Here is a 26,970-nt window from a genome sequence, read left to right as displayed (position 1 = left end):
GCAAAGGTGCTGGGCGCCACGATCCCGCGCTGCCGCTTCACGCGCAATGCGCTGGCCTGCGTCGGCAAAGAGCACCGGCCCATCGTTACAGCGGCCCTCAGGACGGCCTTTGATCAGAACACACTGGCAGACTCAAAGGCACATTGGGCGTAGCTGTTTGAAACCTTCCAGCCGCGTCATCCCAAGCTCGCTGAACTGATGCTGCGCGCCGAAGACGATGTATTGGCCTACAAGACTTTTCCGCAGGCTCACTGGCAGCAAATCCACTCGACCAATCCCTTGGAGCGATTGAACAAGGAGATCAAGCGCCGCACCAATGTCGTCTGCGTCTTTCCCAAAGAACAAGCCATAACACGCCTCGTCGGGGCGCTTATGTTGGAGCAGAATGACGAGTGGGCAGTCACACGCCGCTACATGACGCTGGAAACAGTGGCCACCATCTGCGAGGATACGACCATGGACCCGGCGAAAATCGCCGCCCTGTAAACCGGCTCAAATCCCAGCCGGAAAACAATTCACACCACGCCCCGGGACACTATCGTTGTCTAGAAATGAGGTTATCTCTCCCGAGGTATGAACACTCATCCCAGCGATGCGGTGTGGAACAAAAAAATTGGGCGCAAGGTCCCCCTTGCGCCCGGCACTTGCTAAAATCGTTCATGAACACCTTCGCTCAATTACGAAGAAATCGTTACCGTCACCACTCACCTATTCCGTACTCGTTGTCAGGATCATCGTTACAATACCCAAGTATTGCCACAGCTTGCCTTGGGGCTCTGTAAACATGCTCACACAAGGTGGAATTAATATGGAATTTTCTGGATTAATTGTGGCACCCACCTTCGAGCCCGGTGGTGTCGAACCGCCGCCCGCTCGTTGTGACATCAGCGATATCGTTAGAATATATGACGCTCCTCAAGCGCGCGGTGGATGTCACCGAGCATTTGTGCTCCATCGAAAAATCTGACCTTATTTTGATGTAATTGATATCTGTGTCGAATTCCGAGGCTGCGATCGCCGCGCTTACAGGGTTAAGCCGCAAGTATACATATTTGCCTTGCTCCCTTGCCGGTGAGCGAGGGATCAAGCAAAAGATCAACGGGAACGAAGGCGGCGATATGCGGATAGAAACTGCCCTACTGGCCTTAAAGGCAGAAAAAACAAGGAACAGTACAGATGACCGTAAGAGCAGCAGTTATCGGCCTCGGTATCATGGGGCGAAGGATGTTGGAGCATATGGCGAAGCACCCGGGATACGAGCCGGTCGCGGTTTGGGATCCTGATCCGGATGCATGCCGGAAGGCCCACGCGATCGCTCAAGGCGCCGAGATCACGACCTCGGCAGAGGATGCCATTGCCGCTGCGGATGTCGTTTATCTTGCTTGCCCTCCGGGGCCGCGCAAAGCGTATGCGCTGGCCGCTGCATCTGCGGGCAAGGCAGTTTTTCTGGAAAAACCTCTTGGCATCGATGTCCGTGAAAGTGAGGGGCTTGTCGCTGGACTGAAGGACAGCGGGGTTCCCGCTGCGGTCAATTTCACTCAGGCAGCAGGCGCAGCGCTGACGGATGTGTCGAGGGCTGCTCACGCGGGCGGATTGGGTGAACTTGTCGGAGCGGATATCGTTGTAACCTACGCGTCCTGGCCGCGGGAATGGCAAAAGGCAGCCGATTGGTTGAGGTTCCGCGACGAAGGAGGGATGACTCGGGAGGTGATTTCCCATTTCCTGTTTTTCTCGGAGCGCATCCTTGGTCCGCTTTCCGTGGTTTGGGCACGCCCATCCTACCCGATAGTGTCCGATCTTTGTGAAACCCATATGTTGGCCCGGTTGGAAAACGCCGATGGGATTCCAGTGTCCATCATGGCCAGCGTTGGTGGTGCCCAGCCGGATCGGCAGGAACTGACCATAAAAGGCACTTTGGCCAGTCGGCGTATCACGGACTTCTATATTGATGCCAGTTCCGACGGAGGAGAATTCACTGAGCCGACACAGCGACCTTCGGACCCGCGTGGGTCCAGTCTCAAGGCGCAACTCGATGATCTCCTGCTCTGTATCGCGCGAATGCCAAACCGGCTTGCCACACCTGACGAGGCATTGCGGGTCCAGAAGCTCGTCGAGGCAATGCTGGTAGAGGAACACTAGCCACGGTTCCCGACCAAAGTTCCATTCTTACAATCTCAGAACCTTGTTGCATGAGTCGACCTTGAGGTGAGCGCGCCCTGACCGGGCCATCGAAACTGAACGGCCAGGTCGGTAAGGCGTCAATCTCAGTCGCTTGTTTTGAGCATCGCTTCCGCCAGTTTCTTCTTGTCGGCTTCTGAGAGTTCAGGGCGGTCCACCTTGACCGTCAGCTTTTCGAGCGTGGCAGTCAGCTTGAACGGCGGCATGTAATCCGTGTCATTCACGCCTGTCAGAGTGTCCGACCCGATGTCAAAAGACTCGTCCCATTGCAGGATCATTGGCAGGGTCGTCTTCATTTCCTGCGTATGCACGTCTTTTCCATCCACCCGAAGCGTACCGGTGCCACCACGGCCTACGCCGCTGAAGTTGTTGAAGGCCAGCGTACCCGTGCCGAGACCATCATATTTGAAGTCGAACTCGACCACGTGCTTGCCCGGAGAGAGAGCATCCGGACCTTCCCACTTGATCCGCTCCAGATCGACCATGTTCCACAGAAACACAGGCTTGCCTTTCAGCAGGTAGAAACCATAGCCTGCAAACCGGCCACCCGATGTCAGGATCATGCCCTCGGCCCCGCCTTCGGGCACGTCGATTTCTGCGGTGATCGTATAGGACGTGTTCAGCAACAGCGGCGAGTCGCCTTGCGGCAGACCGACCATCGGCTTGGTATAGACGAACTCTGTCCGGCCAGCGGTAATGTTCGGGCGTGGCGCGACCAGGCGGGCCTGAACTGACGCATCGAGAGGGAATACTTGATATGTCTTCGCCTCCGCGACGAACAGCGCTTTCATCTCTTTAACCTTATCGGGGTGATTTTCGGCGATGTCGGTGGTCTGGTTCATGTCCTTGCTTAGGTCATAGAGTTCCAGAACCTGGTTGTTCAGCGGATCCGCGTTTGCCGGGCCGGAAATCTCCCAAGGCGCGCGATTGACTTGCGTGCTGAGTAGCCAGCCCTCGTGATAAAGCGCCCATTGACCCAACATCTCGAAATACTGGGTCTTGTGGCGGCTCGGCTCGTCGGCATTGGCAGCATCGAAAGTATAGGCAAAGCTGGTGCCCTCAATCGGGGCTTGTTTAATGCCGTCCACCATTTCGGGCGCCGCAATACCGGTTACTTCAAGGATCGTCGGCACAACGTCGATCACATGCATGAACTGGTCGCGCCTTCCACCCTTGTCCTTGATACGGTCGGGCCAGGACACCACCATGTTCTGGCGCACACCACCAAGTCGTGAAGCGTTCTGCTTGAACCAGTCGAACGGTGTGTCAAAGGCCCAGGCCCAGCCAGCCGACATGTGGTTGTAGGTCGCTTCCGTTCCCCAGACGTCATACCATTTCATTTGGGTCTCGGCAGGGATCATATTCATACCGTTGAAAAACGCGACCTCGTTTGGTGTGCCCAGCGGGCCGCCCTCAGCACTCGTGCCGTTGTCACCGTTGATGTAGATAACCAGCGTGTTATCTAGTTTTCCGATGTCATCGATTGACTGAATGACGCGCCCGATTTCGTGATCGGAATAGGCGGCATAGGCGGCGAATACCTCAACCTGCTTGATAAACAGCTTCTTCTCGATATCGGTAAGTTCATCCCATGGTTTGATCTTGTCCGCCGGCCAAGAAGTGAGCCCAGCATCCGCGGGAACAAGGCCCGCCTTTTTCTGGTTCTCGAAGATCGTCTGGCGCAGCGCCTCGTACCCATCATCAACGAGGTTCATCGCCTCGATCTTGTCGACCCATTCCTTTGTCGGGTGGTGCGGTGCGTGGTTTGCACCCGGCGCGTATTTCACAAAGAACGGTTTGGTCGGGCTGATCTGGTGCAGATTGGTAATATGCTCGATCGCATCATCGGCCATGCCCGTGACCAGGTTCCATTCGCCTTCAGCTTCGTTGAATGGATAGATCTGCGTGGTATTGCGGAACAGGTTCGGCTGCCACTGGTTGGCATCGCCGCCAACGAAGCCATAGAAATACTCAAAGCCCATACCCTGCGGCCACTGGTCGAACGGTCCGGCCTGACTGGCCTGGAAGGCAGGCGTGTTGTGATCCTTGCCGAACCACGAAGTGGCATAGCCGTTGTCGAGCAGAATCCGTCCGATCGTCGCCTTGTCCTCGGCGATGATGCTGTCATAGCCGGGAAAGCCTGTGGACTGCTCCGAGATTACGCCAAAACCCGCAGAATGGTGATTGCGACCGGTGATCAAGGCCGCGCGGGTAGGCGAGCAAAGTGCTGTCGAGTGGATCTGTGTGTAACTCAGCCCTTCGCTTGCCAACCTGTCCATAGCTGGCGACGGGATGACCCCGCCAAAGGTGCTGGGCACAGCGAATCCTGAGTCGTCGGTGATGATCAACAGGATGTTGGGAGCTCCCTCAGGCGGCGCGATGGTGGGTGCCCACCAGGGGGTGGACGATAGCGCGTCGTTCTTGATCACGCCTCCGAATTCCATCGGCGGCGCTGGCAACTGGTTGCCAGCAATCGGCGCAGTCGCGTTGGGTGATCCGGTCTGCGCCTGCTGTGCAGCAAGCGGTGGCCCGGCGGCCATCAGGCCGACGAGCAGAGTCGCTTGGTAAAAGCGTGGTTTTTGCATTATCAATCCTCTCGGTTGGCAGTGGTCTTGAACTTGGCAGGAGAGAAACCCTCGCGGTTCCCCTACTGATGGATGAAGGTCTAAAAGCGATAAGTCGCACCGAAGATCGGTCCCGACTGTGTGAACGAAAAGCTGCCGGTTGCCGTTGCGTGATCGAAGGTAATGTAGCGATACCCACCGCGCAGAACCCAGTTGTCGTTCAGTTCGTAGTCCGCTGTCAGCAACGCCTGCCAGGTTTCTTCACCACTCTCGAAGCCGCCATAATCAAAGAAGGCGGTGCCCGCCCAGCGATCCGAGAATTGGAGTTGTGCCCGCAGACCGATGACCGGATTGATCCAGCTCTCATCTACTGAAGCGATCACCCCCGGCGGCACTGGTTGCAGTGACATGGTGGATTTTGCATCGAACCACCGAAACCCTGCCGCGAGATCGATCTGAACTGTCGGTTCATCATAAACCCGATAGGCCGCGTAGCCATTGAGAATCTGAGTCGTTACCGCCGTGTCCACATTGCTGAACGACGGGTTTGGAGGCGGGCTGCTGAAGGAAAGATCCGTGTACATGTAGTCGAGGAAAAAGCTCCAGCGACCATTGCTCGCACCGACCGCGCCCATGAAGGCCAAATCCAGATTGGACAGCGCATCGCTGAAGCTTAATCTTCCGTCAAGAGTTTGAACCGGCGTCGAAATCGACGTAGTCGTTTCCGGCATGAAAAGGTAGATCGTTCCTTCATAGTCCCAATCGTTCTGCTGGGCCAATACTGGCGCACCGCCCGCCGCAAGTGCGAACAATCCGACGGCGGCGCAAAATAGGGATTTCATCTGGGTTGCTCCTTGTATGGGCGCGATCAGAGTTCTGGCCTTGAAACGCGCGTTGTATCGAATGCATCATCCCGCCGCCCGGGGCGGTGAAATAGAAGCATGCCCACTCTCAGGGCGTCCGCGCTTGATCTAGATCATTAACACGCTGCCGCATTTGACTTTCGGCGCCAGAATCTCTTATGCTGCTCGACCATTCTTGCGGTGAGCCGCCTACCGGACAGGAGATACCCGTGACGCAGGCAATACCCATCATTCGCGCAGCCTCAATCGCGCCCATGGTGCGATGGATGCTTGAGCAGGATATGGACGCAAGGGCGGCGTTGTCAGCGGTATCTTTGGATCTTTATCCAACCGATGACCCATTGGCTGTCATCCCGCTGCGCGCAGTCGTAATGCTTTTGAGGGAAATTGCACAATCCGCCGGTCCTGATGTTCCCTATCGAATTGTTGGAAGCAGAGGCTTTTACGAACTGGGGTTATTGGGAAATTCCGCGCGCGATGCAAAAACCCCTCGTGAGGTGTTCGAATGTGCCGTTGCCGCGATGCCGCTCCACTGTTCGCACGAGTTCCTTGCATTGAAGCGAAGCCCAGATGAATTGACGGTCAATTACGGGCTGCAACTCAACCTGCCAGACGCGGAAAGTATCCACTTTGTGCAGCAGTATGTTTGCGCAATGGTCGACATGGTTTTTGCAATGACTGGCCGCCGACGACCGTATTTTACGCGAGTAGAGATGGTACCACATCCAATACTGGGGTTTTCGCATTTACACTCGCAACTCGGATTGGTCGTGTCGGCGGGGCCGAGAAGGATATTGGAAATCGCGGCACCATGCGAACTCGTTGACTGTCCTCTGACTACGAAGGATAGCGATCAGTTTCTGAACACAGAGCTAGCCGCACTGCACCCCTTGCGCACCGATCAGGCCATTTCGGGCAGCATCGCGGAACTGGTCGGCAGCATGATGAGGCGAACCAAACCCACAATCGTCGAAATTGCAAGAACAGTTGGCATCCGCCGACGCACATTGCAACGTCAACTTGCCGCCGAAGGCAAGAGCTTTTCGAAAATTGTCGACACTGCGCGCAGGGACGCTGCGATTGCTGCCTTGGCTGCGGCCGACACCTCTCTTGGCGACCTGTCGTTCCAACTGGGCTATGCGCGACAGGAGACGCTCACCCGTGCCGTCCGCAGGTGGACGGGCCAAACACCAAGTGGAATTGCGACAGCTTCAGCTAAAATAGACGACTGACAAACCCCGCTTGAGTCGTTCAATTTGGACGCTAGTTCAAATTGGCCTTGCTTTATCGGTACAGTGATCTCTGGAGCAGGCTGACGGTATCGTCTCACCGCCACATCATACCGCCAGGCCCAATCCGATGCCTTCGATCTTTGGAGCATCCCTCATCCGCCTGAGGGGTTCTGTTACAGCACCAGGCCAAGCCAGGCGGCGAACGCTTGATCGCCGACATGATCGAGCTGACACGTTAGTACGGTCGATATGGCTACCGTCGGGTTGCCGTTTTGTTGAGAGATACTGGCTGGCAGGTCAACGACAAGCGTGTCGAACGGCTATGGCGACGTGAGGGGCTTAAAGTGCCGATGAAACAACCGAAGAAGGGGCGGCTGTGGCTGAACCCCTCTCGGGACATTGCTGTGCAATGCCCTGCCGGGCAGTGGATGGGTCGTGCGTCCGGCTGCGCCCTGGGTATCGTAATCACGTCTGGTCGTACGACTTCGTACACCACCGGACAGACGATGGTAGGGCATTCAGAGCACTGAACATTCTGGATGAGCACAGCAGGGAATGCCCCCTCTCAGCGATGCAAGCATCGCCTGCCGGGCGTCGGGACGATCCGGGTGAAGCGAAAGCTAAACTCGACTGAGGTCATCGACGCTCTGACAGACCTATTTATCCTACGCGGTGTTCCAGCCTACATCAGGTCGGACAATGGCCCAGAGTTCATTGCTGAGGCCGTCAGGGACTGGATCAAAGCGGTTGGGGCCAAGACCGCATACATCGAGCCCGGATCACCTTGGGAGAACGGGTATTGCGAAAGCTTCAACGGGCGGATGCGGGATGAGCTATTGAACGGCGAAATCTTCTACTCGCTCCGTGAGGCACAAATCATCATCGAAAGATGGAGGAACCATTACAACACCAAACGACCCCATAGTGCTCTGGGCTACCGCCCACCTGCGCCAGAGGCCATCGTTCAGATGGACCAAAGGCCATTCATGCACTAACTCTCAATTTGGACCACTCAAGTGGGGCTGTTCAGCCGGATGTGCTCGTTTGCGATGAACCGGTTGCGTCGCTTGATGTTTCGATTCAGGCGCAAATCACAAACCTCTTTCTGGAACTGACTGAGGGTCTCGACGTGACCAGTGTGTTCATCAGCCACGACTTGTCAGTGGTGCAACATGCCAGCGACCGGGTTGCCGTGATGTATCTGGGGCGGATTGTGGAACTTGGGGCTGTGGCGCAGGTTTTTCAACGGCCCGCTCACCCCTATACCACCGCCCTGTTTGGAAGCGTACCCAAGTTGGTGTTGGATGCAGATGAATTGGTGCGGTTTGACACCATTGATGGCGAGGTGCCATCGCCCCTGTCGCCGACTTACGGATGCTACTATCATCCACGCTGTCCTTTAGCGACAGAAACCTGTCGTATGACACAACCGGAAGCGACCGCAGTTTCCGAATTAAGGACTGTCGCCTGTCACAACTTTGAGAGGCAATTTGCTGCTGCCCAAAACTGAGCGTTCTGGTGAAGACGGGCCGACGTCCTGCGCATAACCCGAGAGCTCCTGCCGATGGTGCAAGTTGTACGCGATCAGTGATCTGAGCACGGCTCTCGCGGCATTTTCGCGACCTCACGCTAGCTCATGTTAAAGCGGACGCACAGCCAGACTGCGTCAGCGATGATCTCGGGCGGAAAGCGGCTGCGTTTCTAGTTATCAAAGGCTTGATTATCCTCAGCGGCGACACTGATACCAGCACACCAACATCCACCGCCGACCTGACGGAACAACAGCGCCTCAAGCGCTTTGCCTAGCCGTGTGATCTCGTCGCTCTTGCTGTTTTGGCGCAAAACCGTTTCGCGCTAAACAGGGCATGTTGCTCGGTCGGTAAGCCGTCCAGCTCTTTAAGGGGTTCCCGCCTTGTGCCACTGCTGCGGCTTGCAATCATCGCGTGGCTAAATGGATTCCATTTAACTGAGCCCCAGCCTTACATTCCGAACGGTAATATACATGGTATCTTATATCAATTGATGGGCGATCTTTTACGGTGGTATGAACATGTCACTTTCGCGGCAAACAATGAGAGGCGGCCCCTTGATGGACTATCCCGAACTGAGTCTCTTCATAGGTGGCGAATGGCGAAAAACCGCAGAGACAATCCCGGTCATCAATCCTGCCGATGAAACCGTCGTTGGTGCCCTGCCAGTCGCTCGTACTGCGGACATGGATGATGCACTGGACGCTGCGGCGATAGGATTGCGTGTCTGGAGCCGGACAGCGCCGCGTGAACGCAGTGCAATCATTACACGTGCCGCCCGTCTTATGCAGGATCGCATCGATCAAATCGCCTATTCCAATACGCTCGAGATTGGCAAGCCACTCGGCCAAAGCCGTTATGAAGTCAGCCGTGGTGGCGACATAATGGAATGGGACGCGGGGGAAGGGCAGCGCTTGTATGGTCGGGTCATTCCCGGCTCCACTGGCCTGCGAAACACGATGTTGCGCCAGCCGATTGGCACGGTCGCGGGCTTTTCAACTTGGAATTTCCCGGTCGCCACTGCGGTGCGGAAAATATCGGCGGCGTTGTCGGCGGGCTGTTCGCTGCTTCTCAAAGCACCAGAGGAAACGCCCGCAGGCGCCTTTCACATCGCGAAGGCCTTGCAGGATGCGGGCCTACCGGATGGAGTCCTGAACCTGATCTACGGGAAACCGGCAGAAATATCCGGGCACCTGATCCCGCAGGAACAGATCAGGCTGGTTGCCTTTACAGGATCCACCGAAGTCGGGCGGCATCTGACGAAACTTGCCGCAGAGCATATGAAACCTGTGGTTATGGAACTTGGTGGCCACGCGCCGGTCATTGTTTGTGGCGACGTTGATCCGGTAAAGGTTGCTTTGCTGGGTGCGACGCGGAAATATCGTAACTCCGGGCAGGTCTGCACCTCTCCGACACGCTTCTATGTCGCCGAAGGAAATTTCTCGACCTTCGCAGACGAATTCGTCGCCAAGGCGAAGGCGACGACAGTTGGCAACGGGTTTGCAGAGGGTATCGAGATGGGACCGCTCGCGAATGACAGGCGCCTTGATGCGATGACAGCGCTTGTCGAGGATGCCGTTTCACAGGGTGCCGAACTTTGCGCGGGTGGGCGCAGGATCGGAAACAAGGGCTATTTCTTTGAACCGACCGTGCTTGCGAACGTTCCGGATAGCGCAAAAATCATGACAGAAGAGCCCTTTGGCCCGATCGCGGTTCTGAACCCGATCAACTCGCTTGAGGACGGATTAGCAAAGGCGAACCATTCGCCGTTCGGGTTGGCCGCTTATGGGTTTACAAATTCGGCTGCAAATGTCGATCAGATGATGCGGGAATTGGAAGTCGGGCAGCTCTCGATCAACACCTTCGACACATCGATCCCGGAAACACCTTTTGGTGGCGTCAAATCAAGCGGCTATGGTCGCGAGGGCGGCGAGGAAGGTCTGCACAACTATTCCATCATCAAGAATGTGTCCTATCAGCCTGTCATCTGACGGTTTCGCTGTCCTTATATTACTTTTCGGGCGCAAATTGGCATCAGATTTCATTTTCCATAACCCAGCTGTGAGGCAAGTATAGGTTTGAAAGCTGAATCATGGAGTAGACTTCTCCCTGGCCGGGCTGCTTAGTAAACCGACGCTTGCAAAATGCGCCGGGGTGCCAAAAGCCCGCACTTCCGCACCGGAGAATACCCCCCTCCGGTGCGGACTTTTACGTAGGAAGCCGAGTATACGAGGATGTTCAGATGGAAATGATTGGTCGCCTTTTGACACGCACCATCAACGTGACCACATGGGTTGGGATGATCGCCATTCTGCTGATGATGGTACAGATCACTGTCGATGTTGCGGGCAAGTTTCTGTTCAACACACCGATTCCCGCCACAATATCGATGGTGTCCAGCTATTACATGGTGATTGCCGCCTTTGTACCGCTCGCGCTCGTTGAGACGCGCAATGGTCATATCACCGTCGAAGTTCTAACCGAGTTCTTTCCCATGCGGACACAGTATCATCTGTATTCGTGGACCTATCTTCTGTCGGCTGGAGTTTTTGGTGCTTTGGCCTATCGAAGCTGGGGCGAGGCGGGCAAGGCGCAAAACTCAGGAACCTTCATGGTCGAGCATGGCATTAAGATCATCACTTGGCCGTCCTACTACCTGCTTCCGATTGGCGCGGGGCTCATGACAGTTGTGCTGGTTTATCGATGGTTGGTCTACGTCACCGGCGCCAAGAGTGGTCTGGGTGAGAGCCCGACGATCGGCTAGGAAACAAGCGTCACCGGCGCGGGTCGGAGCTGTTCGATCTGCGCGTCAAAGTTGGCTTATCTCTTTCATCAAGGAAAATTGCTATGTCTGGTCGGCTGAAAGCACTGCATCCAAATGACTTGGACGCCGGGCAGCGCAAAACCTATGATGACATCTTTGCACGACGGGGCAGGGTCAGCGGGCTGTTCATGGCATGGCTGCGAAACCCGGAACTGGCCGAGCGAGCCCAGAAACTGGGAGCCTATTGCCGCTATGATTCAACTCTGTCGCCGATGCTGTCCGAGTTGGCGATCCTCGTCGTGGCCCGCCATTGGAAAGCACAGGCAGAGTGGGCAATACATGCGCCGATCGCAAAAAAAGAAGGGGTTCCGGCACACGCGATTGACTCCATTCTGGTGGGCTCTGATCCGCACCTGAGCGACCCGACCGCTCGAATTGTCTATGACTATGCGAGCGAATTGCTCCGCGAAACCCGGGTCAGCGATCAGACGCATACGCTTGCCATGCAGACGCTGGGCGAAAAGGGTGTCGTCGATCTGGTCGGGCTGCTTGGGTATTATGGTCTGGTTGCTTTGACATTGAACGCGTTTGAGGTTCCGGTTCCCCAAGGCAGCGACGTGCCGTTTGCAGAGTAAGTAAAAACTGACCCGGTGATCTGCTGTGACGCGCCGGTGTTGACTCAGGATCTGAACACCAGCCATGAAGTCCCTGAAATTGCAGAGCAATCAGACAGAGAGATATCCGCCATCAACCGGCACGGTGACGCCATTGACAAAGCTGGCTTCGGGCGAGCAGAGAAAGGCGACAACGGCACCAACTTCCTCGGGTCGTCCGTGGCGCTTTTGCGGGACATGGAACTGGATCCAGTCTTCGATCGCCTGATCTCCCTTGCCGCCCATCCCCTCAGTTTCGACGTAGCCGGGCGCGACAGCGTTGCAACGGATTCCATATTCGGCCAGTTCGCGGCACATAGATCGCGTGAACGCCCTGATGCCTCCCTTTGATGCGGTATAGGCCGAATGCCCAAAGCCGCTTGTAAAGGCGGTGACGGACGCGATGTTCACGATTGCCCCTTGTGTGTCCTTCAGGTCAGGCAAAACCGCATAAAGGGCATTGAACGAACCAGTGAGATTTACGTTGATGATCGCGTCCCAGTTCGGTGGAGAATTCGGGTCGCCGACGCGGTCGTATGCGACGATTCCCGCATTGTTCACGAGAATTGAAACAGGACCTTGTTCAGCGCGAATTTTCGCGGCCACGGCGGCACAGTCCTCTCGATCCGTCACATCAAGGGTGACGGCTGCGGCGTCAAACCCGTCGGAGCGCATACGCGCTGCTGCGGCTTCGGCACCAGGTCCTGCGATATCCGCGAGGATCACTTTGGCCCCGCGCGAGGCCAGACAGCGCGCCGCCGCCGCGCCAATTCCCTGAGCGCCGCCAGTAATGAGCGCGATCCGCCCTTTCAGATCAGTCATGTGGTTTCTCCGTGCTAAAGGTTGCCGTCCTTGGGTCTGTTGACCGGGCCATGCCGGAACAAATCCGCCAACCGCCAAAATGACCCATCTTGAACGCAAGAAGGGCCCCCAGTTTCCAGGAGGCCCTTCCGGTGAGCAGTGGTGCGAGTCTAGTTCATGCCATATGTGGCAGGGTCGACCTTTGAGAAAACTTCGTCCCAGTAAACTTGGGCCAGTGCTTCCTGATCATCGCCGATATGGCCAACGAGGGTCTTCCATTTATCCACCAACTTGGTGAATTCCGCGATTTTGACATCGGTATTGCCGACGCCGTAGTTCTCGATGAACTCGTTGCCGATAAACTGCAGATCGGCGTCCACGAAGGCATCCGATTCCGCTTTTACTTCCGCATTCGCGTTCAGAATCTCAATGCCCATTTCACGCGCCGCTTCGATATCTCTTACCGCTGCTGCGTAGTATCTCGATGTCAACTCGGCAGCGGACCGTGCGGACGCCTTCAGTAGAACGGCGCGCTCTTCGTCGGTGAATCCTCTCCAAACGTCGATATTGAAGTTGTTGGTGCCCACTCCAGCGAAATTCCCTCCGGGAATGTTCAAAGTGATGTTTTTTGTCACGTCGAACAAAGAGTAGTTGGTCAATTCAGCGGCCGCCGCCATGGTGCAATCGATGACGCCTTGGCCCATTGCCTCGTACTGGTCGTTTCCAGGAATTGATACCGCGACACCGCCAAAATGCTCGGCCCAACGCGAGAAGTTGGCAGAACCGGATCGGAATTTTTTGCCCTTGATGTCCTCAAGCGTGGTGACGGGCGAGGTGCATAGCATCATGTAAGTGGTGCTTGTTCCCGTGCCCAGATAAACCTGACCCTGCTCGACATATTCTGACTGGCATTCCGCGCAGTTGAAGACATAGTCCGACATCGCGCCGGCAATAACCGCGCCCGTGTTTTCAACCTGCACACCGGCTGTGGTCAACATTCCGAGGCCTGCAACCAGATTGGTTTCGGAATACTCAGCTGGAAAATACGCACTCAGCACGAAACCCAGATCAGCGACCCCATCACGGATGCCAGGAGGGGTTTCCTTGAGATTGAGAAGCGACATCGAGAAGACCTTGATGTCGATGTCGCTGTTCTCGCCAACATAGGTGGCGAAAGACTCCATTGTTTGAGTAATCATGTTTTTCGGTCCGACCCCGACGGCCGCGTTCAGCGTATCTGCGGATGCAGAATATGTACCGGGTCCAGTCAACAGGATGGCCGAAGCCATCAGCAGCGAGCGCAATTTCATTGTGTTCCTCCTCCGTAGTGGGACGTTGCCCTCACTAACTTTACCGCACTTGTTTGTTATGTATAATGAAAACAACGTCAATAAATATAGCGAAAAGTTATACATGTCTGCCGATCGATTAAAACTGCGCCACCTGAGATGTTTCCTCGCAGTCTTCCGCTCCGGCGGAATAAGCGCCGCCGCCGAGGCGCTCTCGCTTAGCCAGCCTGCCGTGACCAAGACGCTCAAAGAGCTGGAGAGTATCCTTGGCAGCCGCTTGATCGAGAGGGGACGTGGAACCGCCAAACTTACGATACAGGGCGAGGTTTTCATGCCACGCGCGGCAGCCTGTATCAAAGAGTTGGATCGCGCGGTGGAAAGCGTCATGGCCGCAGACTCCAAGATGGAATGGCATATCCATATCGGCTCGATGCCTTCGACGGAAACCAGTCTGGTGCCGGCTGCGGTGAGTATCGTGCAACAAGATGTTCCGGCGGCGGTGGTTCGAATATCGACCGGACCTCTGAAGTATCTGGCCACGATGTTGCTGGATGACCAGATCGATCTGGTTGTTGGCCATATGCCTGCACTGGATCAAATGGTGGGGCTGACGTTTGAGCATCTTTATGTCGAACCCTTCCTCTTTGTTGTTCGGCACGATCATCCACTTGCGAGCGCGCGACCCTGCGACGTGGGCGCACTCAAGAAGTTCGAGATGATCCTTCCCGAAAACAGCCCGAGCGATAATGCGCATGTCGCACGCCTTTTGGCTGCAATTGGTCTGACAGATGACATAACCGATCGGATCGTCGCGATGGCTCCGGCTTTCGTGCGGGCGTTTCTGCTTCAGTCAGATGCGATTTGCGTCGTTCCAGAGGGCATGTTCATGCGAGAGCTGGCGACGGGCGAACTGACCGCGCTTGCGATTGACACCTCTCATAGCCTTAGTCCTGTCGGCGTCATTCTCAAAGAGGACGCAGAGATCAAACCCCCGATAGAAGTCATGAGACGCGCGTTTCATGCGGCCTCTAAGAACCGTGAAAAGCCTGGGCGATGGAGCGCTCCTGACTGAGGCCCCCGGCAGTTCCGCTTCGACCCGTTGATCATCCACAATAATCACTTCACGAGACTTGCACGCTCAGCAGTGTTGCTGGATCGGTGCTGTATATAACTTTTGGTGCAATTAAGGAGACTACTTTTCATTATGCATAACCAAACAAGTGAGTATGTTGGTCAAAACTCGACAAGCGAATCTAGGGGAGGAGAGACGCAATGACTGTAAGACGATTGGCATACTGTGCCGCGTCACAAGCGAAGTGTCGCTGTGCGCGACGTCTTTCTCATCTTATTGATCCAGCGGAGTTGAACCCTTGACGGATGTTCAGATCGGGTTCGCAGGTATTGCCATCCTGCTGTCGCTTATTGCGCTTAGGGTTCCCATCGGGGTCAGCCTTATCGGCGTATCATTCGGGGGCATATGGGTCCTTGTCGGAGAACGGGCCGCATGGGGTGCGATGGGGATCATTCCCTACTCATTCGCAGCGACCTGGCAGCTTAGTTCAGTACCGATGTTCCTTTTGATGGGCTTCTTGTGCTTTCATGCCGGGCTTACCAAGGGATTGTTTGACGCGGCGCGGGTCTGGCTGTCAGCTCTGCCTGGTGGGCTGGCGATTGCGACAGTGTTCGGCGCTGCGGGATTTGCTGCAGTGACCGGCTCGTCCGTTGCCTGCGCCGCAGCCATGGGACGCATCGCCGTGCCTGAAATGTTGCGCCAGGGTTATGATACCAGCCTCGCGACCGGCACGGTTGCAGCAGCCGGGACAATCGGCGCGCTCATCCCGCCCAGTATTCTGATGATCATGTATGGCATCATTGCTGAAGTGCCGATCAATCAGTTATTTCTTGGCGGCGTCGGGGCCGGCCTGCTGACAGGGTTCGGGTATGTCATGGTGATCACCATTCGCGCGACCCTACAGCCTGAATCCGCGCCCAGACTGGACCAGAAGATTTCTCTCAGAGAACGTTTCATTGCGTTGAAAGAAATCTGGCCGGTTCTGCTGTTGGTCATCGGGGTCTTTGGTGGGCTGTTCAGCGGTGTGTTCACACCGACCGAGGCCGGGGCCGTTGGTGCGTTTCTTTCCTTCGTCATTGCCTGGCTGAAAGGCTCGCTGACAATCCAAAAGTTCCGCAATGCGCTGATCGAAACTCTGCTGACGACGGCGGCATTGTTTATCATCGCCATCGGGGCGAGCATGCTGACCCGCTTTCTGGCGTTTAGCGGTGCTGGCGACTACCTCTCACAGGTCGTTGCCGCGATGGGTGCGAACGAGTTGCTGTTGCTGCTCGGCATTTCCCTGATCTATCTCGTCCTCGGCATGTTTCTTGAGCCACTGGGTGCCATGCTGCTGACGCTGCCGATCCTGCTTCCGATTATCGAGACAACCGGGTTTTCGCTGGTCTGGTTCGGCGTCCTGCTGACGAAGTTCCTTGAAATTGGAATGATCACACCACCGATCGGGCTGAATGTGTTCGTGATCAAGGGCGTGGTGGGCGATCTTGCGACCACATCCACGATCTTTCGCGGCGTCATGTGGTTTCTTGTTGCCGATCTTATTGTGGTCATGCTGCTGATCGCGTTCCCGCAGATCACACTCTTTTTGCCGAGCCTCCTGAACTGATGTTGGCGCAGGCAGCAAAATACGAAAACGGATATGGGCCAACAGGCCGAAGGTTAGAAGAATGAGGAGACCGCCAGAAATGGGAAAGCAGGATCTAGATGTCGTCGTCATTGGCGCTGGATTTGGCGGCATGTACATGTTGCATCGCCTTCGAAAGATGGGCTTGCGCGCTCGGGCCTATGAGGTCGGGGATGACGTCGGTGGCACGTGGTATTGGAACCGGTATCCGGGGGCCCGTGTCGATGTGGAAAGCATGCAGTATTCCTATCAGTTCGATGAAGAACTGCAGCAGGAATGGGAATGGTCCGAGAAATACTCGCCGCAACCGGAAATCCTGCGATACGCCCAGCATGTGGCCGAACGGTTCGACCTGCGTAAGGACATCCAGTTCAACACGCGGGTGACGGCGGCGCATTTTGATGATGCCAACGAGGATTGGTTGATCACGACGGATCGCGGCGAACAAGTCCGGGCCCGCCATTTCGTGCTGGCCGTGGGGTGCCTGTCGTCGTTCAACGTGCCCGATATTCCGGGTATCAATGATTTCGCTGGCGACAGCTATTACACAGGCAAATGGCCACATAAGCCAGTCGACTTCTCCGGCCAACGCGTTGCGGTGATTGGCACCGGTTCCTCGGCTATGCAATCGAGCCCGGAAATCGCCAAACAGGCCAGCGCGCTGACGGTGTTTCAACGCACGGCTAACTTTTCGATCCCGGCACAGAACCGTCCGCAAGACCCCGACTATGTCGCCTATGTCAAAGCGAACTATCCTGAACTTAGGGCCAAAGCCAAAACGATCTATGGCGGCGTTGTCGATGAATTCGGAACTGCCAAGGCTTTGGAAACACCGATTGAAGAAATCCACAAGGACCTCGAAGCGCGTTGGCAGAAGGGGGGGCTGACCTTCCTCGGCGGGTTCACGGATATGCTGACCGACCGGCAGGCCAATGAGATCGCCGCGGAATTTGCCAAGAACAAGATACGGTCAATCGTCAAAGACCCGAAGACGGCAGAAATGCTGTGCCCCAAGAACATCATCGGCGGCAAGCGGCTGTGCGTGGATACCGAATATTTCGCCATGTACAATCATCCGCACGTGAACCTTTTGGACGTTCAGGAAACGCCCATCGAACGGATCACCGCCAAAGGGATCGTGCGCGGTGGTGTCGAGTATGAGTTTGACAGCATCGTCTACGCCACCGGTTATGACGCGATCACGGGCAGCTATCTGCGCATCGATATTCGCGGTCGGAACGGGGTCGAGCTCAAAGACCATTGGGACGCAGGTCCGCGCACCTACCTGGGGCTGATGGTGTCCGGCTTTCCGAACATGTTCATGGTCACCGGCCCCGGCAGCCCCAGTGTTTTGACCAATATGCTGCCTTCGATCGAGATATCGGTGGAATGGATCACGGATGCGATTGCCGACATGCGTGCCGAAGACAAAAAGCTTTGCCAAGCACGTCCAGAGGCCGAAGCGGAATGGGTTGCGCATGTCAATGAGGTCGCAAGCAAGAGCCTGCGGTCAACCGTCAAGAGCTGGTACATAGGCGCCAATATTCCCGGAAAACCTTCGGTTTTCATGCCCTATCTCGGCGGCCAGCCCGCCTATCTTGCGAAATGCCAAGAGGTGGTCGCCAACGGATACGAGGGTTTTGATTTGACCTGATAAGCCGCACCTGAATCTGAGTGATGCATCCACGGGCGACCACTGCGGTTCGCCTGATGATGAAGCTCGGCCTCACGAGAACAAACTCCCGTACATTTGGAGATACAGCCATGAACAATGAAAAGTCCGAAACCGCGAACGCAGAACTCGATTTTGATGCGATCATCATTGGTGCTGGCATGTCTGGCATGTACCAGCTTTTCCGGCTCCGCGAGCTTGGCTTGAAGGCACTCGTCCTGGAGGCGGGAACTGGCGTCGGCGGAACCTGGTATTGGAACAGGTATCCCGGCGCGCGGTTTGATTCCGAGAGCTGGTCATACGGTTATTCGTTCTGCCCCGAAGTTCTGGAAAAATGGAACTGGTCAGAGCATTTTGCTGGACAACCTGAGATCGAAGAATACTGCAATCTGGTGGCAGATACCCTCGACCTGAAGCGTCACATCCGGTTTTCATCACGCGTTGCCGCCGCCCATTTTGACGATGATTCCAATTCCTGGCGGATCGAACTGACGGACGGAACCAGTTTCCGCAGTCGGTACATGGTGACGGCCTTGGGGCTCTTGTCATCTCCGACCATGCCACGTTTCGAGGGCGTCGACGATTTTAATGGGGTTTGGTGTCACACCGGAGAGTGGCCCAAGGAAGGCATCGACTTTGATGGCAAGCGCGTTGCGGTCGTCGGGACCGGTGCCAGCGGGATCCAAGCCATTCAGGAAATCGGCAAGACGGCGAGCCAACTGACGGTTTTTCAGCGCCGCCCCAACTGGTGCACGCCGCTTCACAACTCTCCGATCACGGATGCAGAAATGGAGGATATCCGCGCCAGATATCCCAAGATTTTCCAACGCTGTCAGGAAACGGCAGGTTGCTTTATCCATTCACACGATCCGCGCAGCGCGTCTGATTTGTCGGAAAAAGATCGGCTGGCGTTCTGGGAGAGCCTTTATGCATCTCCGGGCTTTGGCATCTGGCAGGGCAATTTTCACGACATCCACACTGACCGCGAGGTTAATCGCCAGTTGTCAGATTTTGTGGCCGAAAAGATCCGTCAGCGGATTCACGATCCAAAGGTGGCAGACATGCTGATCCCCAAGGATCACGGGTTTGGCACACGGCGCGTTCCACAAGAAACGCATTATTACGAGGTCTTCAATCAGGACAACGTGGAACTTATCGGCGTTCTCGACACCCCAATCGAGCGGATCACGCCGACCGGGATCAGAACGACTGAACGCGAGTTTGAATTCGACGTCATCATCTATGCCACCGGCTTTGATGCGATCACCGGCAGCTTTGACCGGATCGATGTCAGAGGCAGCGAGGGAACCACCCTGAAGGACAAGTGGCAGGGCGGGCCCAGCACGTTTGTCGGCATGATGGTCGAGGATTTTCCGAACATGTTCATGGTGATGGGTCCGCATGGCGCACTTGGCAACCAGCCGCGCTCGATCGAGCACAATGTCGGGTGGATCAGTGATCTGATCGGCCACATGGAGATGAACGGCCTGAAATCAGTCAGGGCAAAACCCGAGGATGTCAAAGCCTGGCATGATTTTGTGGCGTCCAAGGCCGAAGGTCTTTTGTCCAACGAAGTCGATTCATGGATGACCGGGGTCAACCTGAACGTTGCGGGCAAGGAAAAGCGTCAGTTGGTGCGCTACAGCGGCACCGCCCCGGAGTATCGGGCGCGCTGCGATGCGGTTGCGGCCGGTGGATATGCGGAACTGGAATTTGGTGGAACAGAATTGTGTCCCCCCTCTGCGGCAAGGGGTCACGAGTCTGCCGCAAACGAAACCAACCTTTAAATTCCGAAGAAATGGAGCTCATTATGTTTGGTATACTTCGTAAGCATATTGTTACCACCACGGCGCTGTCGCTTATGGCGGTCGGTGGCGGCGCGTTGGCGGATGCCTGTGATGACGGCGATTGGACCGCCTGCCAAGGCCGGGCATGGGTCGATGGCGATCAAATGGATACCCCGCTGGGCAGCAAATGGTGGCCGCATCCGATCTGGGGCGAAGGCGACGAAGCTGGTTCGACCAACTGGTACAAGGACCCCGAAGTGGTTATGCGCGCGATTGCCCAGATCAAGACTGGCAAGGTCTACAGACTCGGGCATGACTATCATTCCGATATGCCCATGTTTGGCAAACGAAAATGGACCATGATCATTCCCGGTGCCCCCACCGGCGGACCCTTTGGAACCAACGCGTTGGTATGGAACGACGAGTATCTTGCGACGGAAATCGGCCAGGTTGGCACCCAATTTGATGGGCTCGGGCATGTCGGTGTCCAGATCAAGGAACCAGGCAAGCTGACTCAGACCATTTTCTACAATGGCTATACGGTTCAGGAGGTTAACAGCACCTATGGGCTGAAAAAACTGGGTGTCGAAAAGCTGCATCCGATCGTGGCGCGGGGGATCCTGATCGACTTTACCTCCATCAAGGAGTGGGACGTGGGTGACTGCGCGACAGTAGCTGATATCGAGACCGCGCTCGCCAATCAGGACATGGCGGACTTTGAGTTCATGAATGGCGATGCGATCATGTTGCGTTTTGGATGGGAGCAATACTGGGAAGACGCTGCAAAGTACAATTCGGGCGAGCCCGGTTTGTGCATGGATGCCGCTCGCTGGATCGTGGCCAAAAATCCGGGTGTAACAGGCGGCGATTCATGGGGTGCAACCGATCCGGTTCCTTATCCGGACCCGGCCTGTGCCTCTTGCGTTCACAGCTTCTTTCAGACCCGCCATGGCATCGTCAATCAAGAGAACCTGATGCTCAAGCAACTGGCTGACGATGAGGCCTATGTGTTTGCCTACATGTACAGCGCCATGCCAATCCGTGGCGGCACGGGCTCTCCCGGTTCACCCGTCGCTATCCGGTGAACCAAGGGCTTTCAGGGGCGGGGTGAACTCGCCCCCAAACGCCTGCGGGCGGTGCGTTGAGCGAAAAATATCAGAAAGCAGAAGGTGATAACCGTGAGACTGGAAAATAAGACGGCCATCGTTGTCGGTGCCGGACAATCACCCGGTGAGACCACGGGAAACGGGCGGGCCACCTGCCTGACATTCGCCCGCGAAGGGGCTAGGGTGCTTTGTGCGGATCGGGATTTGTCGGGTGCCGAGGAAACCGCCACATTGATACGCGAGGCGGGCGGCACCGCCATCGCCGTAGAAGCAGATGTCGCCAGCGAAGCGCAACTCGCCGCAATGGTCGCGCGCTGCCAGTCAGAATGGGGGCGTATCGACATTCTGCACTACAACGTCGGGATCAGCCTCGCCGGTGGGGATGCAGGTGTAACCGAAATCACCGAGGACGCCTTTGACCGGATCATGACAATCAATCTGCGTGGTTGCGTCATGGCCTGCAAACATGCGCTGCCGATCATGCGCGAACAGGGTTCTGGTGCCATCGTGAACGTGTCTTCGCTGGCCGCGATCGAAAAGAACCCGTTGGTGGCCTACAAGGCGAGCAAAGCAGCGATGGTTGCCTATACCGAGCAGCTTGCCATTCAGAATGCCAAATACGGCGTGCGCGCCAATGCGATCCTGCCTGGTCTTCTTGAAACGCCGATGGCGGTCGAAACGCGGATGCGCGAATGGGGCCAGACCCGCGAAGAAGTTGTCGCCTCACGGAACGCCAGAATTCCTCTGAGTAACCGGATGGGTACGGCATGGGATGTGGCGAATGCAGCATTGTACCTCGCCTCGGACGAGGCGGCATTCGTGACCGGTATCGCCCTGCGTCTTGATGGCGGTGCTGGGGTGAATGTGGGCTAGAGGCGCCTCATTGAAAAAGGAACGATCATCATGCTTTTCAAGGACAAGGTTGTGCTCATCACCGGGGGCGGGCAGGGGATCGGCGCGGCCATCACCCGCAGGTTCTTTGCCGAAGGGGCCATCGTTGCCATCGGTGATGTGGACATGGACCCCGCAACGGCTTTGGCGAACGCGTTGAACGGCGGTGGCTCTGACAGGGCAAGCGCAATCCAGTTGGATGTCGCCCGCGCGCAGGATTGGGCCGATGCCGTTCAGGCGCTGACAACGGCGCATGGTGGCATCGACATTCTCGTTAACAACGCCGGCATCTATCAGAAGTCTCCTCTTGAAGAGATCGGCGAAGACGACTGGGATCTGATGATGGCGGTGAACGCCAAAGGCCCGTTTCTCGGAGCGCGCGAGGTGATGGCATCAATGCGGGCCAGAGGTGGCGGCGCTATCGTTAACGTATCGTCAATGGCGGGGATCAGCGGTTCGCGGGCAACACATTATTGCGCATCCAAGGGCGCTGTACGTCTGATGACAAAATCGGTTGCTCTGTTGGGGGCAAAGGACGGCATCCGCTGCAATTCCGTGCATCCCGGCATGGTCGAGACCGCGATGGGCGATACAGCGGTCGGCCTGCCCGGAGAACGCGAACAACGCATCGCCCGCATTCCACTCGGTCGCTTCGCGGCACCGTCAGAGATTGCGAATGTCGTGGTGTTTCTGGCGTCAGATCAGGCGTCATTCATGACCGGAACAGAAGTGGCGGTCGACGGCGGCGCGGTACTGACGTGAGTGTGTTGGCGCCAAAGCAGATCGGCGCGGCCTCCCAGCCTGCAGAATTCCCCCGAGCAGTGTTTGAGTAAGGATAGCAATATGATCTACGACTACATCATCGTAGGCTCTGGTTCTGCGGGTTCAGTGCTTGCCAATCGGCTGTCTGCCAACCCAAAGAACCAGGTTCTCTTGCTCGAGGCTGGCCCCGAAGACCGCAATATCTGGCTGCGCATCCCACTGGGGTTTGGCAAGACCCTGACAAATCCCAATTTGAACTGGTGCTATGAAAGTGAACCAGAAAACGGCGCCAACGGCAAACGTGACTATCTGCCAAGGGGCAAGGTTCTTGGTGGGTCCAGTTCCATCAACGGCATGATCTACATGCGTGGCAATCGCCAAGATTACGATACCTGGGCGCAAATGGGATGCCGGGGCTGGTCGTATGATGATGTGTTGCCCTACTTTCGCAAGGCCGAGAACAATGATCGCGGGGAAAGCGAGTTTCACGGTGTGGACGGCCCGTTGCAGGTCACTGACCAAGCAGAGTTGATGCCGATCAACAAGGCTTTCATATCGGCAGGCAAGGAAGTGGGTCTACCATTCAATCCGGATTTCAACGGCGCGGAACAGGACGGAATAGGTCTGGCGCAAGTGACGATGTCCAGAGGGCGCAGGTCCAGTACGTCCCACGCTTATCTGAAACCTGCCCGACTGCGCCCTAATATGCATGTTCAGACGTTAGCGCGCGCACATCGTGTTCTGTTTGAAGGACGGCGTGCCGTTGGCGTTCGCTATGAGAGCAAGGGCAAACTCCACGAGGATCGCGCAGCCAACTCGGTCATTTTATGTGGTGGTTCATATGGCTCTCCACATCTGCTTGAGTTGTCCGGGATCGGGGATGGCGAGCGCCTGCAGTCACTCGGGATTGATGTCGCGCACCATCTTCCCGGTGTAGGTGAGGGATTGCAGGACCACCAGATTTTCAGAATGCGTTGGCGTCTTAAAAACAAGCCCCGCACATTCAACGAGCGAACCCAGGGCATCGCGGCACTTGGCGAGGGCATCCGCTATATCACCCGCGGCAGGGGCGTGCTGGCCAATCCCACAAACCCGGTCAACGCTTTCTTTCGAACCCGCGCCGATCTTGCGTCGCCCGACGCACAGATCCAATTTTTCCCGGGCTCGTATAACACGGTTCGCGACCGCACGTTGGAGCGTCTGCCCGGTGCGACGCTGGGGCCAACTCTGTTAAGGGTCGAAAGCCGCGGCTCAGTTCATGCGCGATCCGCCGACCCGACCATGAACCCTGCAATTCATACCAACATTCTCGGGACCGAAGCAGATCAGAGGTCCGCATTGCTCGCCATGCGTTTTGCAAGGAAACTGATGGAAACAGACGCCATGGCGCCATTCTATGATCACGAAATGGGTCCGGGTATCGACGCGCAGACCGACGACGAACTGCTCGCCTTTGCACAAGAGACAGGCGGCAGCAACTGGCATCCTGCAAGCACCTGCCGCATGGGACCGGATGGCGACACCATGGCAGTGCTTGATACGCGGCTGAAGGTGCGTGGTATAGAAGGACTGCGCGTTGTCGATGCCTCGTCGATGCCGCTCGTAGTTGGTGGCAACACCAACGCACCGACCATCATGATCGCCGAAAAGGCGGCGGATCTGATTTTGGAAGACGCCGACCAAAGGGTATGAGAGACTGCCTGCATTTGTGACTGACAATCAGGCGTCAACTAGAGGACCTTACATGCCAGACGACGTGCACCCGCAGATTCAGGCCATCATCGATCGGAGTCATGAACTCGGTATCCCTAGCGTTCAGCACCTGGATGTTAAAACCGCGCGTGAACAGGTCGAAAAACTGGCCGCCATCCGACGCGAAAATTACCCATCGCCAAAGGTGCATGAGGTTGAAAATACCTCGACCGGGCCGGGATATGGCCACGTCCCTGTCCGCATTTACCGTGCATCGGAGTCTGAAAAGGCTCCGGCGGTGGTGTTTTTTCATGGCGGCGGGCACGTTATTTGCAGCTTAGATACGCATGACACCATTGCCCGCTACCTTGCACGAACCGCTGGCTGTACGGTCATTTCAGTGGACTATCGAATGGCACCTGAACACCCTTTTCCCGCTGCAGTGGAAGACAGTTTTGATGCGGTTCGCTGGGTCGCGGATCACGCTACTTCCCTGCGGGTCGATGCAAGCAGGATTGGCGTTTGTGGTGATAGCGCAGGGGCAAATCTGGCGACCGTTGTCGCGCTTATGGCGCAGGAGGGTGGCGGGATTTCCTTAGCTGCCCAGGTTCTCGTGTACCCGGTCATAGATTATCGGGGGGGAACGGCGTCATTTGAGCGATACGCGAACGGCTATGGGAGCCTCGAAGCGAAAACAATCACCTGGTTCATGGAGCAGTACCTGCCTGATCCGTCCATGCGCGACGACTGGCGCGCGTGTCCAGCCAATGCCAAATTGTTCGCTCATCTTCCCGCTACGTTGGTCATTACCGCCGAATATGATGTCTTGCGCGATGAGGGCGTGGCGTATGCCGAAATGATGAAGGCGTCTGGCGTGGATGTTCAGCACGCGGAGTTTCAGGGCATGACGCATGGCTTCTTTGGCTTTCTCGGCCTCGTTGACGCTGCTACAAAAGCCCATGAAACTGTCGGTGGGTTTCTGCATCAGGTCTGGCGGGAGCGCGTGGCCTAGTTTGTTAGTTTGCGGAGCACACCGTTGCCCATAAATTGGCTGTTGTTGCATAAGTTGGTCAATCGTCCAAAACGCGCCCTGCACGAGGTGTAGTTCTGACGGTACGTTTGAAACGAGGGCGGCGAAGTGCACCGTCGAGCAATCCGAGGTTTCTAAGGTACTGCGAGTAGAGCTCATGATTAGGTCAGCTCGAAAATCCATGTTGCGCCGGCGGCAGACCCGCCGTGCTGTGTTGCGCATCTGACTAGGTGTTGTTTCAATACTCCGGCGGGAGAGGCTTCACGATCTGAATCTATGCGGTTAGACGGCCTGCATGAGCAAGCCAATAGTCGCCCGCTACCGCACCACGAACAGGTCCTGCTACAACGCCGCACTCAGGGAGTGCCAGTCGCTGTTGATCTGGTTAGTCAAGGAGATGACCTAGCATGCACCGCATGAGGAACGTCTGGGGCGTCCGCCGGCATGGTGTCCAGTCTCCGACGCCTAGCCGGGCTTGACTGGCCCGTTCCCGATTTCTCCACGTTGTGCCGTCGGCAGGAAACCATCAGTGTCCAGAACCCATATCGCCGTGCCGACGGCCCCCTCAACTTGCTCGTGGACGGCACTGCGATCAAGTTCCTCGGCGATGGCGAATGGCAGGCCCACAAGCATGGCGTTCAAGGCCGTCGCCGGTGGCGCAAGGTCCATCTGGCCATGGACACGGCCACATCAGAGGTTCGAGCGGTTGAATTCATCCCTACCCGAAGCGGCGACAGCCCGGTGCCACTCCGCCATCATCAAGCGCGACATCGTTCCGATCATTTCGATCCGAAAGAACGGGAGGCTATGGAAGGAGGACTGCCCTGCGGCCCGGTACTTCGGTCGAGCGCCCTGGAAGCTATGGACCGGATACCATGCCCGAAGCCGCATGGAGGCGAAGATGCGCTGTCTCAAGGCCTTCGGCGAGCGCATCATGGCGCGCGAGCCCGACGGCCAAACCGCCGAAATCCATATCCGTGTCGCGCTGATGAACCACTTCAACGCCTTCGGCACCGCCGAGATCGTTCGCGTGGCACGACATCAGTGGCGAACGGGGAAGTCACGCCTCAGGCGTGGGTTCTGCACCAATGCCACATAGCTTACACAAAGCTAGATCTGCGTGAACGGCGGGCGATTGAAGAGATGTTGAATGCGAAGATACCCATCAGCAAAAATCGCTGTATGAATTGGCAGGCGCCTCTCCACAATGCACCGCGAGATCACTCAGGCCAAATGGAAATCTGGTCGAAAGGATGACGGCTGCACGAATAGAAAGAAATCCGTAAGAGAACCGTCGCGAAATAACCGCTTCCGACAAATGGCGACACCGCAGAAAGTGTTGAGGTCCCGGCGTAAACGGTGGAAAAGTTGGTGCGAGCCAAGCCATAGTATCAGCAATACTTGGCGATTTCTGGTGGCAACATCCCTGCGCGCGAATACAGGTACTGCACACCGCAACCT

General features: G+C 56.4%; 20 protein-coding genes and 2 pseudogenes. 18 read left to right on the top strand and 4 right to left on the bottom strand.

The window, feature by feature from the left end; translation table 11 throughout:
- The first annotated feature begins 153 nt into the window (after window positions 1–153).
- Together ABJO75_RS00110 and ABJO75_RS00105 are read left to right on the top strand one after the other, a co-directional pair.
- Window positions 154–486, top strand: a complete 333-nt coding sequence (locus ABJO75_RS00110) for a transposase (RefSeq protein WP_348124855.1) — start codon at window positions 154–156, stop codon at window positions 484–486.
- Between the two features lie 690 nt (window positions 487–1,176).
- Window positions 1,177–2,139, top strand: coding sequence for a Gfo/Idh/MocA family oxidoreductase (locus ABJO75_RS00105; protein ID WP_348124714.1), 963 nt, complete (start codon window positions 1,177–1,179; stop codon window positions 2,137–2,139).
- Between the two features lie 125 nt (window positions 2,140–2,264).
- On the opposite strand, the gene ABJO75_RS00100 is transcribed toward ABJO75_RS00105, so the two are convergent.
- Together ABJO75_RS00100 and ABJO75_RS00095 are read right to left on the bottom strand one after the other, a co-directional pair.
- Complete coding sequence (locus ABJO75_RS00100) at window positions 2,265–4,763, bottom strand: arylsulfatase (protein ID WP_348124712.1); 2,499 nt, start codon at window positions 4,761–4,763, stop codon at window positions 2,265–2,267.
- An 80-nt stretch (window positions 4,764–4,843) separates the two neighbouring features.
- Complete coding sequence (locus tag ABJO75_RS00095; protein ID WP_348124710.1) at window positions 4,844–5,584, bottom strand: porin family protein; 741 nt, start codon at window positions 5,582–5,584, stop codon at window positions 4,844–4,846.
- A gap of 287 nt (window positions 5,585–5,871) precedes the next feature.
- Between ABJO75_RS00095 and ABJO75_RS00090 the strand changes: the two genes are divergently transcribed.
- The 6 genes and pseudogenes from ABJO75_RS00090 to ABJO75_RS00065 all read left to right on the top strand — a co-directional run bounded on the left by ABJO75_RS00090 (window position 5,872) and on the right by ABJO75_RS00065 (window position 11,765).
- The gene (locus tag ABJO75_RS00090) at window positions 5,872–6,837 is read left to right on the top strand and encodes a helix-turn-helix domain-containing protein (RefSeq protein ID WP_348124708.1); all 966 of its coding nucleotides are present in this window, start codon (window positions 5,872–5,874) and stop codon (window positions 6,835–6,837) included.
- 206 nt (window positions 6,838–7,043) lie between these two features.
- Window positions 7,044–7,832 (top strand): annotated as a pseudogene (locus ABJO75_RS00085) (IS3 family transposase); the annotation flags it as partial.
- An 8-nt stretch (window positions 7,833–7,840) separates the two neighbouring features.
- Window positions 7,841–8,347 (top strand): ABC transporter ATP-binding protein, encoded by a 507-nt coding sequence (locus tag ABJO75_RS00080; RefSeq protein ID WP_348124875.1) that lies wholly within the window; start codon window positions 7,841–7,843, stop codon window positions 8,345–8,347.
- Between the two features lie 579 nt (window positions 8,348–8,926).
- The gene (locus ABJO75_RS00075; RefSeq protein WP_348124877.1) at window positions 8,927–10,357 is read left to right on the top strand and encodes an NAD-dependent succinate-semialdehyde dehydrogenase; all 1,431 of its coding nucleotides are present in this window, start codon (window positions 8,927–8,929) and stop codon (window positions 10,355–10,357) included.
- Window positions 10,358–10,608: 251 nt separating this feature from the next.
- Window positions 10,609–11,130 (top strand): TRAP transporter small permease, encoded by a 522-nt coding sequence (locus tag ABJO75_RS00070; protein ID WP_348124878.1) that lies wholly within the window; start codon window positions 10,609–10,611, stop codon window positions 11,128–11,130.
- Window positions 11,131–11,213: 83 nt separating this feature from the next.
- Window positions 11,214–11,765 (top strand): carboxymuconolactone decarboxylase family protein, encoded by a 552-nt coding sequence (locus ABJO75_RS00065; protein WP_348124880.1) that lies wholly within the window; start codon window positions 11,214–11,216, stop codon window positions 11,763–11,765.
- 90 nt (window positions 11,766–11,855) lie between these two features.
- Here ABJO75_RS00065 and ABJO75_RS00060 read toward each other — a convergent pair whose 3' ends face one another.
- Complete coding sequence (locus ABJO75_RS00060) at window positions 11,856–12,605, bottom strand: SDR family NAD(P)-dependent oxidoreductase (protein WP_348124882.1); 750 nt, start codon at window positions 12,603–12,605, stop codon at window positions 11,856–11,858.
- Between the two features lie 149 nt (window positions 12,606–12,754).
- Window positions 12,755–13,999, bottom strand: a complete 1,245-nt coding sequence (locus tag ABJO75_RS00055) for a C4-dicarboxylate TRAP transporter substrate-binding protein (RefSeq protein WP_348124883.1) — start codon at window positions 13,997–13,999, stop codon at window positions 12,755–12,757.
- Between ABJO75_RS00055 and ABJO75_RS00050 the strand changes: the two genes are divergently transcribed.
- From ABJO75_RS00050 to ABJO75_RS00005, 10 genes and pseudogenes are all read left to right on the top strand, one after another.
- Window positions 13,998–14,945, top strand: a complete 948-nt coding sequence (locus ABJO75_RS00050; protein WP_348124885.1) for a LysR substrate-binding domain-containing protein — start codon at window positions 13,998–14,000, stop codon at window positions 14,943–14,945. The genes ABJO75_RS00055 and ABJO75_RS00050 overlap by 2 nt on opposite strands.
- Window positions 14,946–15,243: 298 nt before the next feature.
- Entirely contained in the window at window positions 15,244–16,551 is a 1,308-nt protein-coding gene (locus ABJO75_RS00045; protein ID WP_348124887.1) for a TRAP transporter large permease, read from the top strand.
- 79 nt (window positions 16,552–16,630) lie between these two features.
- Complete coding sequence (locus ABJO75_RS00040; RefSeq protein ID WP_348124889.1) at window positions 16,631–18,223, top strand: NAD(P)/FAD-dependent oxidoreductase; 1,593 nt, start codon at window positions 16,631–16,633, stop codon at window positions 18,221–18,223.
- A 110-nt stretch (window positions 18,224–18,333) separates the two neighbouring features.
- Window positions 18,334–20,028, top strand: coding sequence for an NAD(P)/FAD-dependent oxidoreductase (locus ABJO75_RS00035; protein ID WP_348124891.1), 1,695 nt, complete (start codon window positions 18,334–18,336; stop codon window positions 20,026–20,028).
- A 23-nt stretch (window positions 20,029–20,051) separates the two neighbouring features.
- Entirely contained in the window at window positions 20,052–21,113 is a 1,062-nt protein-coding gene (locus ABJO75_RS00030) for a cyclase family protein (protein WP_348124892.1), read from the top strand.
- 93 nt (window positions 21,114–21,206) lie between these two features.
- Window positions 21,207–22,007 carry an SDR family oxidoreductase gene (locus ABJO75_RS00025; RefSeq protein WP_348124894.1) on the top strand — a complete coding sequence of 267 codons (801 nt, stop codon included), beginning with the start codon at window positions 21,207–21,209 and terminating at the stop codon, window positions 22,005–22,007.
- 30 nt (window positions 22,008–22,037) lie between these two features.
- Window positions 22,038–22,787, top strand: a complete 750-nt coding sequence (locus ABJO75_RS00020; protein WP_348124896.1) for an SDR family oxidoreductase — start codon at window positions 22,038–22,040, stop codon at window positions 22,785–22,787.
- A gap of 81 nt (window positions 22,788–22,868) precedes the next feature.
- Window positions 22,869–24,479, top strand: coding sequence for a GMC family oxidoreductase N-terminal domain-containing protein (locus tag ABJO75_RS00015; protein WP_348124898.1), 1,611 nt, complete (start codon window positions 22,869–22,871; stop codon window positions 24,477–24,479).
- 52 nt (window positions 24,480–24,531) lie between these two features.
- On the top strand, window positions 24,532–25,491 hold the full coding sequence (locus ABJO75_RS00010; protein WP_348124900.1) for an alpha/beta hydrolase: 960 nt from the start codon (window positions 24,532–24,534) through the stop codon (window positions 25,489–25,491).
- 313 nt (window positions 25,492–25,804) lie between these two features.
- Window positions 25,805–26,608, top strand: a pseudogene (locus ABJO75_RS00005) (IS5 family transposase).
- The last annotated feature ends 362 nt before the right edge of the window (window positions 26,609–26,970 follow it).

The sequence above is a fragment of the Sedimentitalea sp. genome, from assembly GCF_039973035.1.
GTDB lineage: Bacteria > Pseudomonadota > Alphaproteobacteria > Rhodobacterales > Rhodobacteraceae > Sedimentitalea.
Note: the sequence above shows the minus strand (reverse complement) of the source record. Positions and strands in the feature narration are given on the sequence as shown.

Coding starts and splice junctions, on each gene's coding strand:
- ABJO75_RS00105 (WP_348124714.1), top strand. CDS start 1,177: ATGACCGTAAGAGCAGCAGTTATCGGCCTCGGTATCATGGGGCGAAGG.
- ABJO75_RS00100 (WP_348124712.1), bottom strand. CDS start 4,763: ATGCAAAAACCACGCTTTTACCAAGCGACTCTGCTCGTCGGCCTGATG.
- ABJO75_RS00095 (WP_348124710.1), bottom strand. CDS start 5,584: ATGAAATCCCTATTTTGCGCCGCCGTCGGATTGTTCGCACTTGCGGCG.
- ABJO75_RS00090 (WP_348124708.1), top strand. CDS start 5,872: ATGCTTGAGCAGGATATGGACGCAAGGGCGGCGTTGTCAGCGGTATCT.
- ABJO75_RS00075 (WP_348124877.1), top strand. CDS start 8,927: ATGGACTATCCCGAACTGAGTCTCTTCATAGGTGGCGAATGGCGAAAA.
- ABJO75_RS00070 (WP_348124878.1), top strand. CDS start 10,609: ATGGAAATGATTGGTCGCCTTTTGACACGCACCATCAACGTGACCACA.
- ABJO75_RS00065 (WP_348124880.1), top strand. CDS start 11,214: ATGTCTGGTCGGCTGAAAGCACTGCATCCAAATGACTTGGACGCCGGG.
- ABJO75_RS00060 (WP_348124882.1), bottom strand. CDS start 12,605: ATGACTGATCTGAAAGGGCGGATCGCGCTCATTACTGGCGGCGCTCAG.
- ABJO75_RS00050 (WP_348124885.1), top strand. CDS start 13,998: ATGTCTGCCGATCGATTAAAACTGCGCCACCTGAGATGTTTCCTCGCA.
- ABJO75_RS00055 (WP_348124883.1), bottom strand. CDS start 13,999: ATGTATAACTTTTCGCTATATTTATTGACGTTGTTTTCATTATACATA.
- ABJO75_RS00040 (WP_348124889.1), top strand. CDS start 16,631: ATGGGAAAGCAGGATCTAGATGTCGTCGTCATTGGCGCTGGATTTGGC.
- ABJO75_RS00035 (WP_348124891.1), top strand. CDS start 18,334: ATGAACAATGAAAAGTCCGAAACCGCGAACGCAGAACTCGATTTTGAT.
- ABJO75_RS00030 (WP_348124892.1), top strand. CDS start 20,052: ATGTTTGGTATACTTCGTAAGCATATTGTTACCACCACGGCGCTGTCG.
- ABJO75_RS00020 (WP_348124896.1), top strand. CDS start 22,038: ATGCTTTTCAAGGACAAGGTTGTGCTCATCACCGGGGGCGGGCAGGGG.
- ABJO75_RS00015 (WP_348124898.1), top strand. CDS start 22,869: ATGATCTACGACTACATCATCGTAGGCTCTGGTTCTGCGGGTTCAGTG.
- ABJO75_RS00010 (WP_348124900.1), top strand. CDS start 24,532: ATGCCAGACGACGTGCACCCGCAGATTCAGGCCATCATCGATCGGAGT.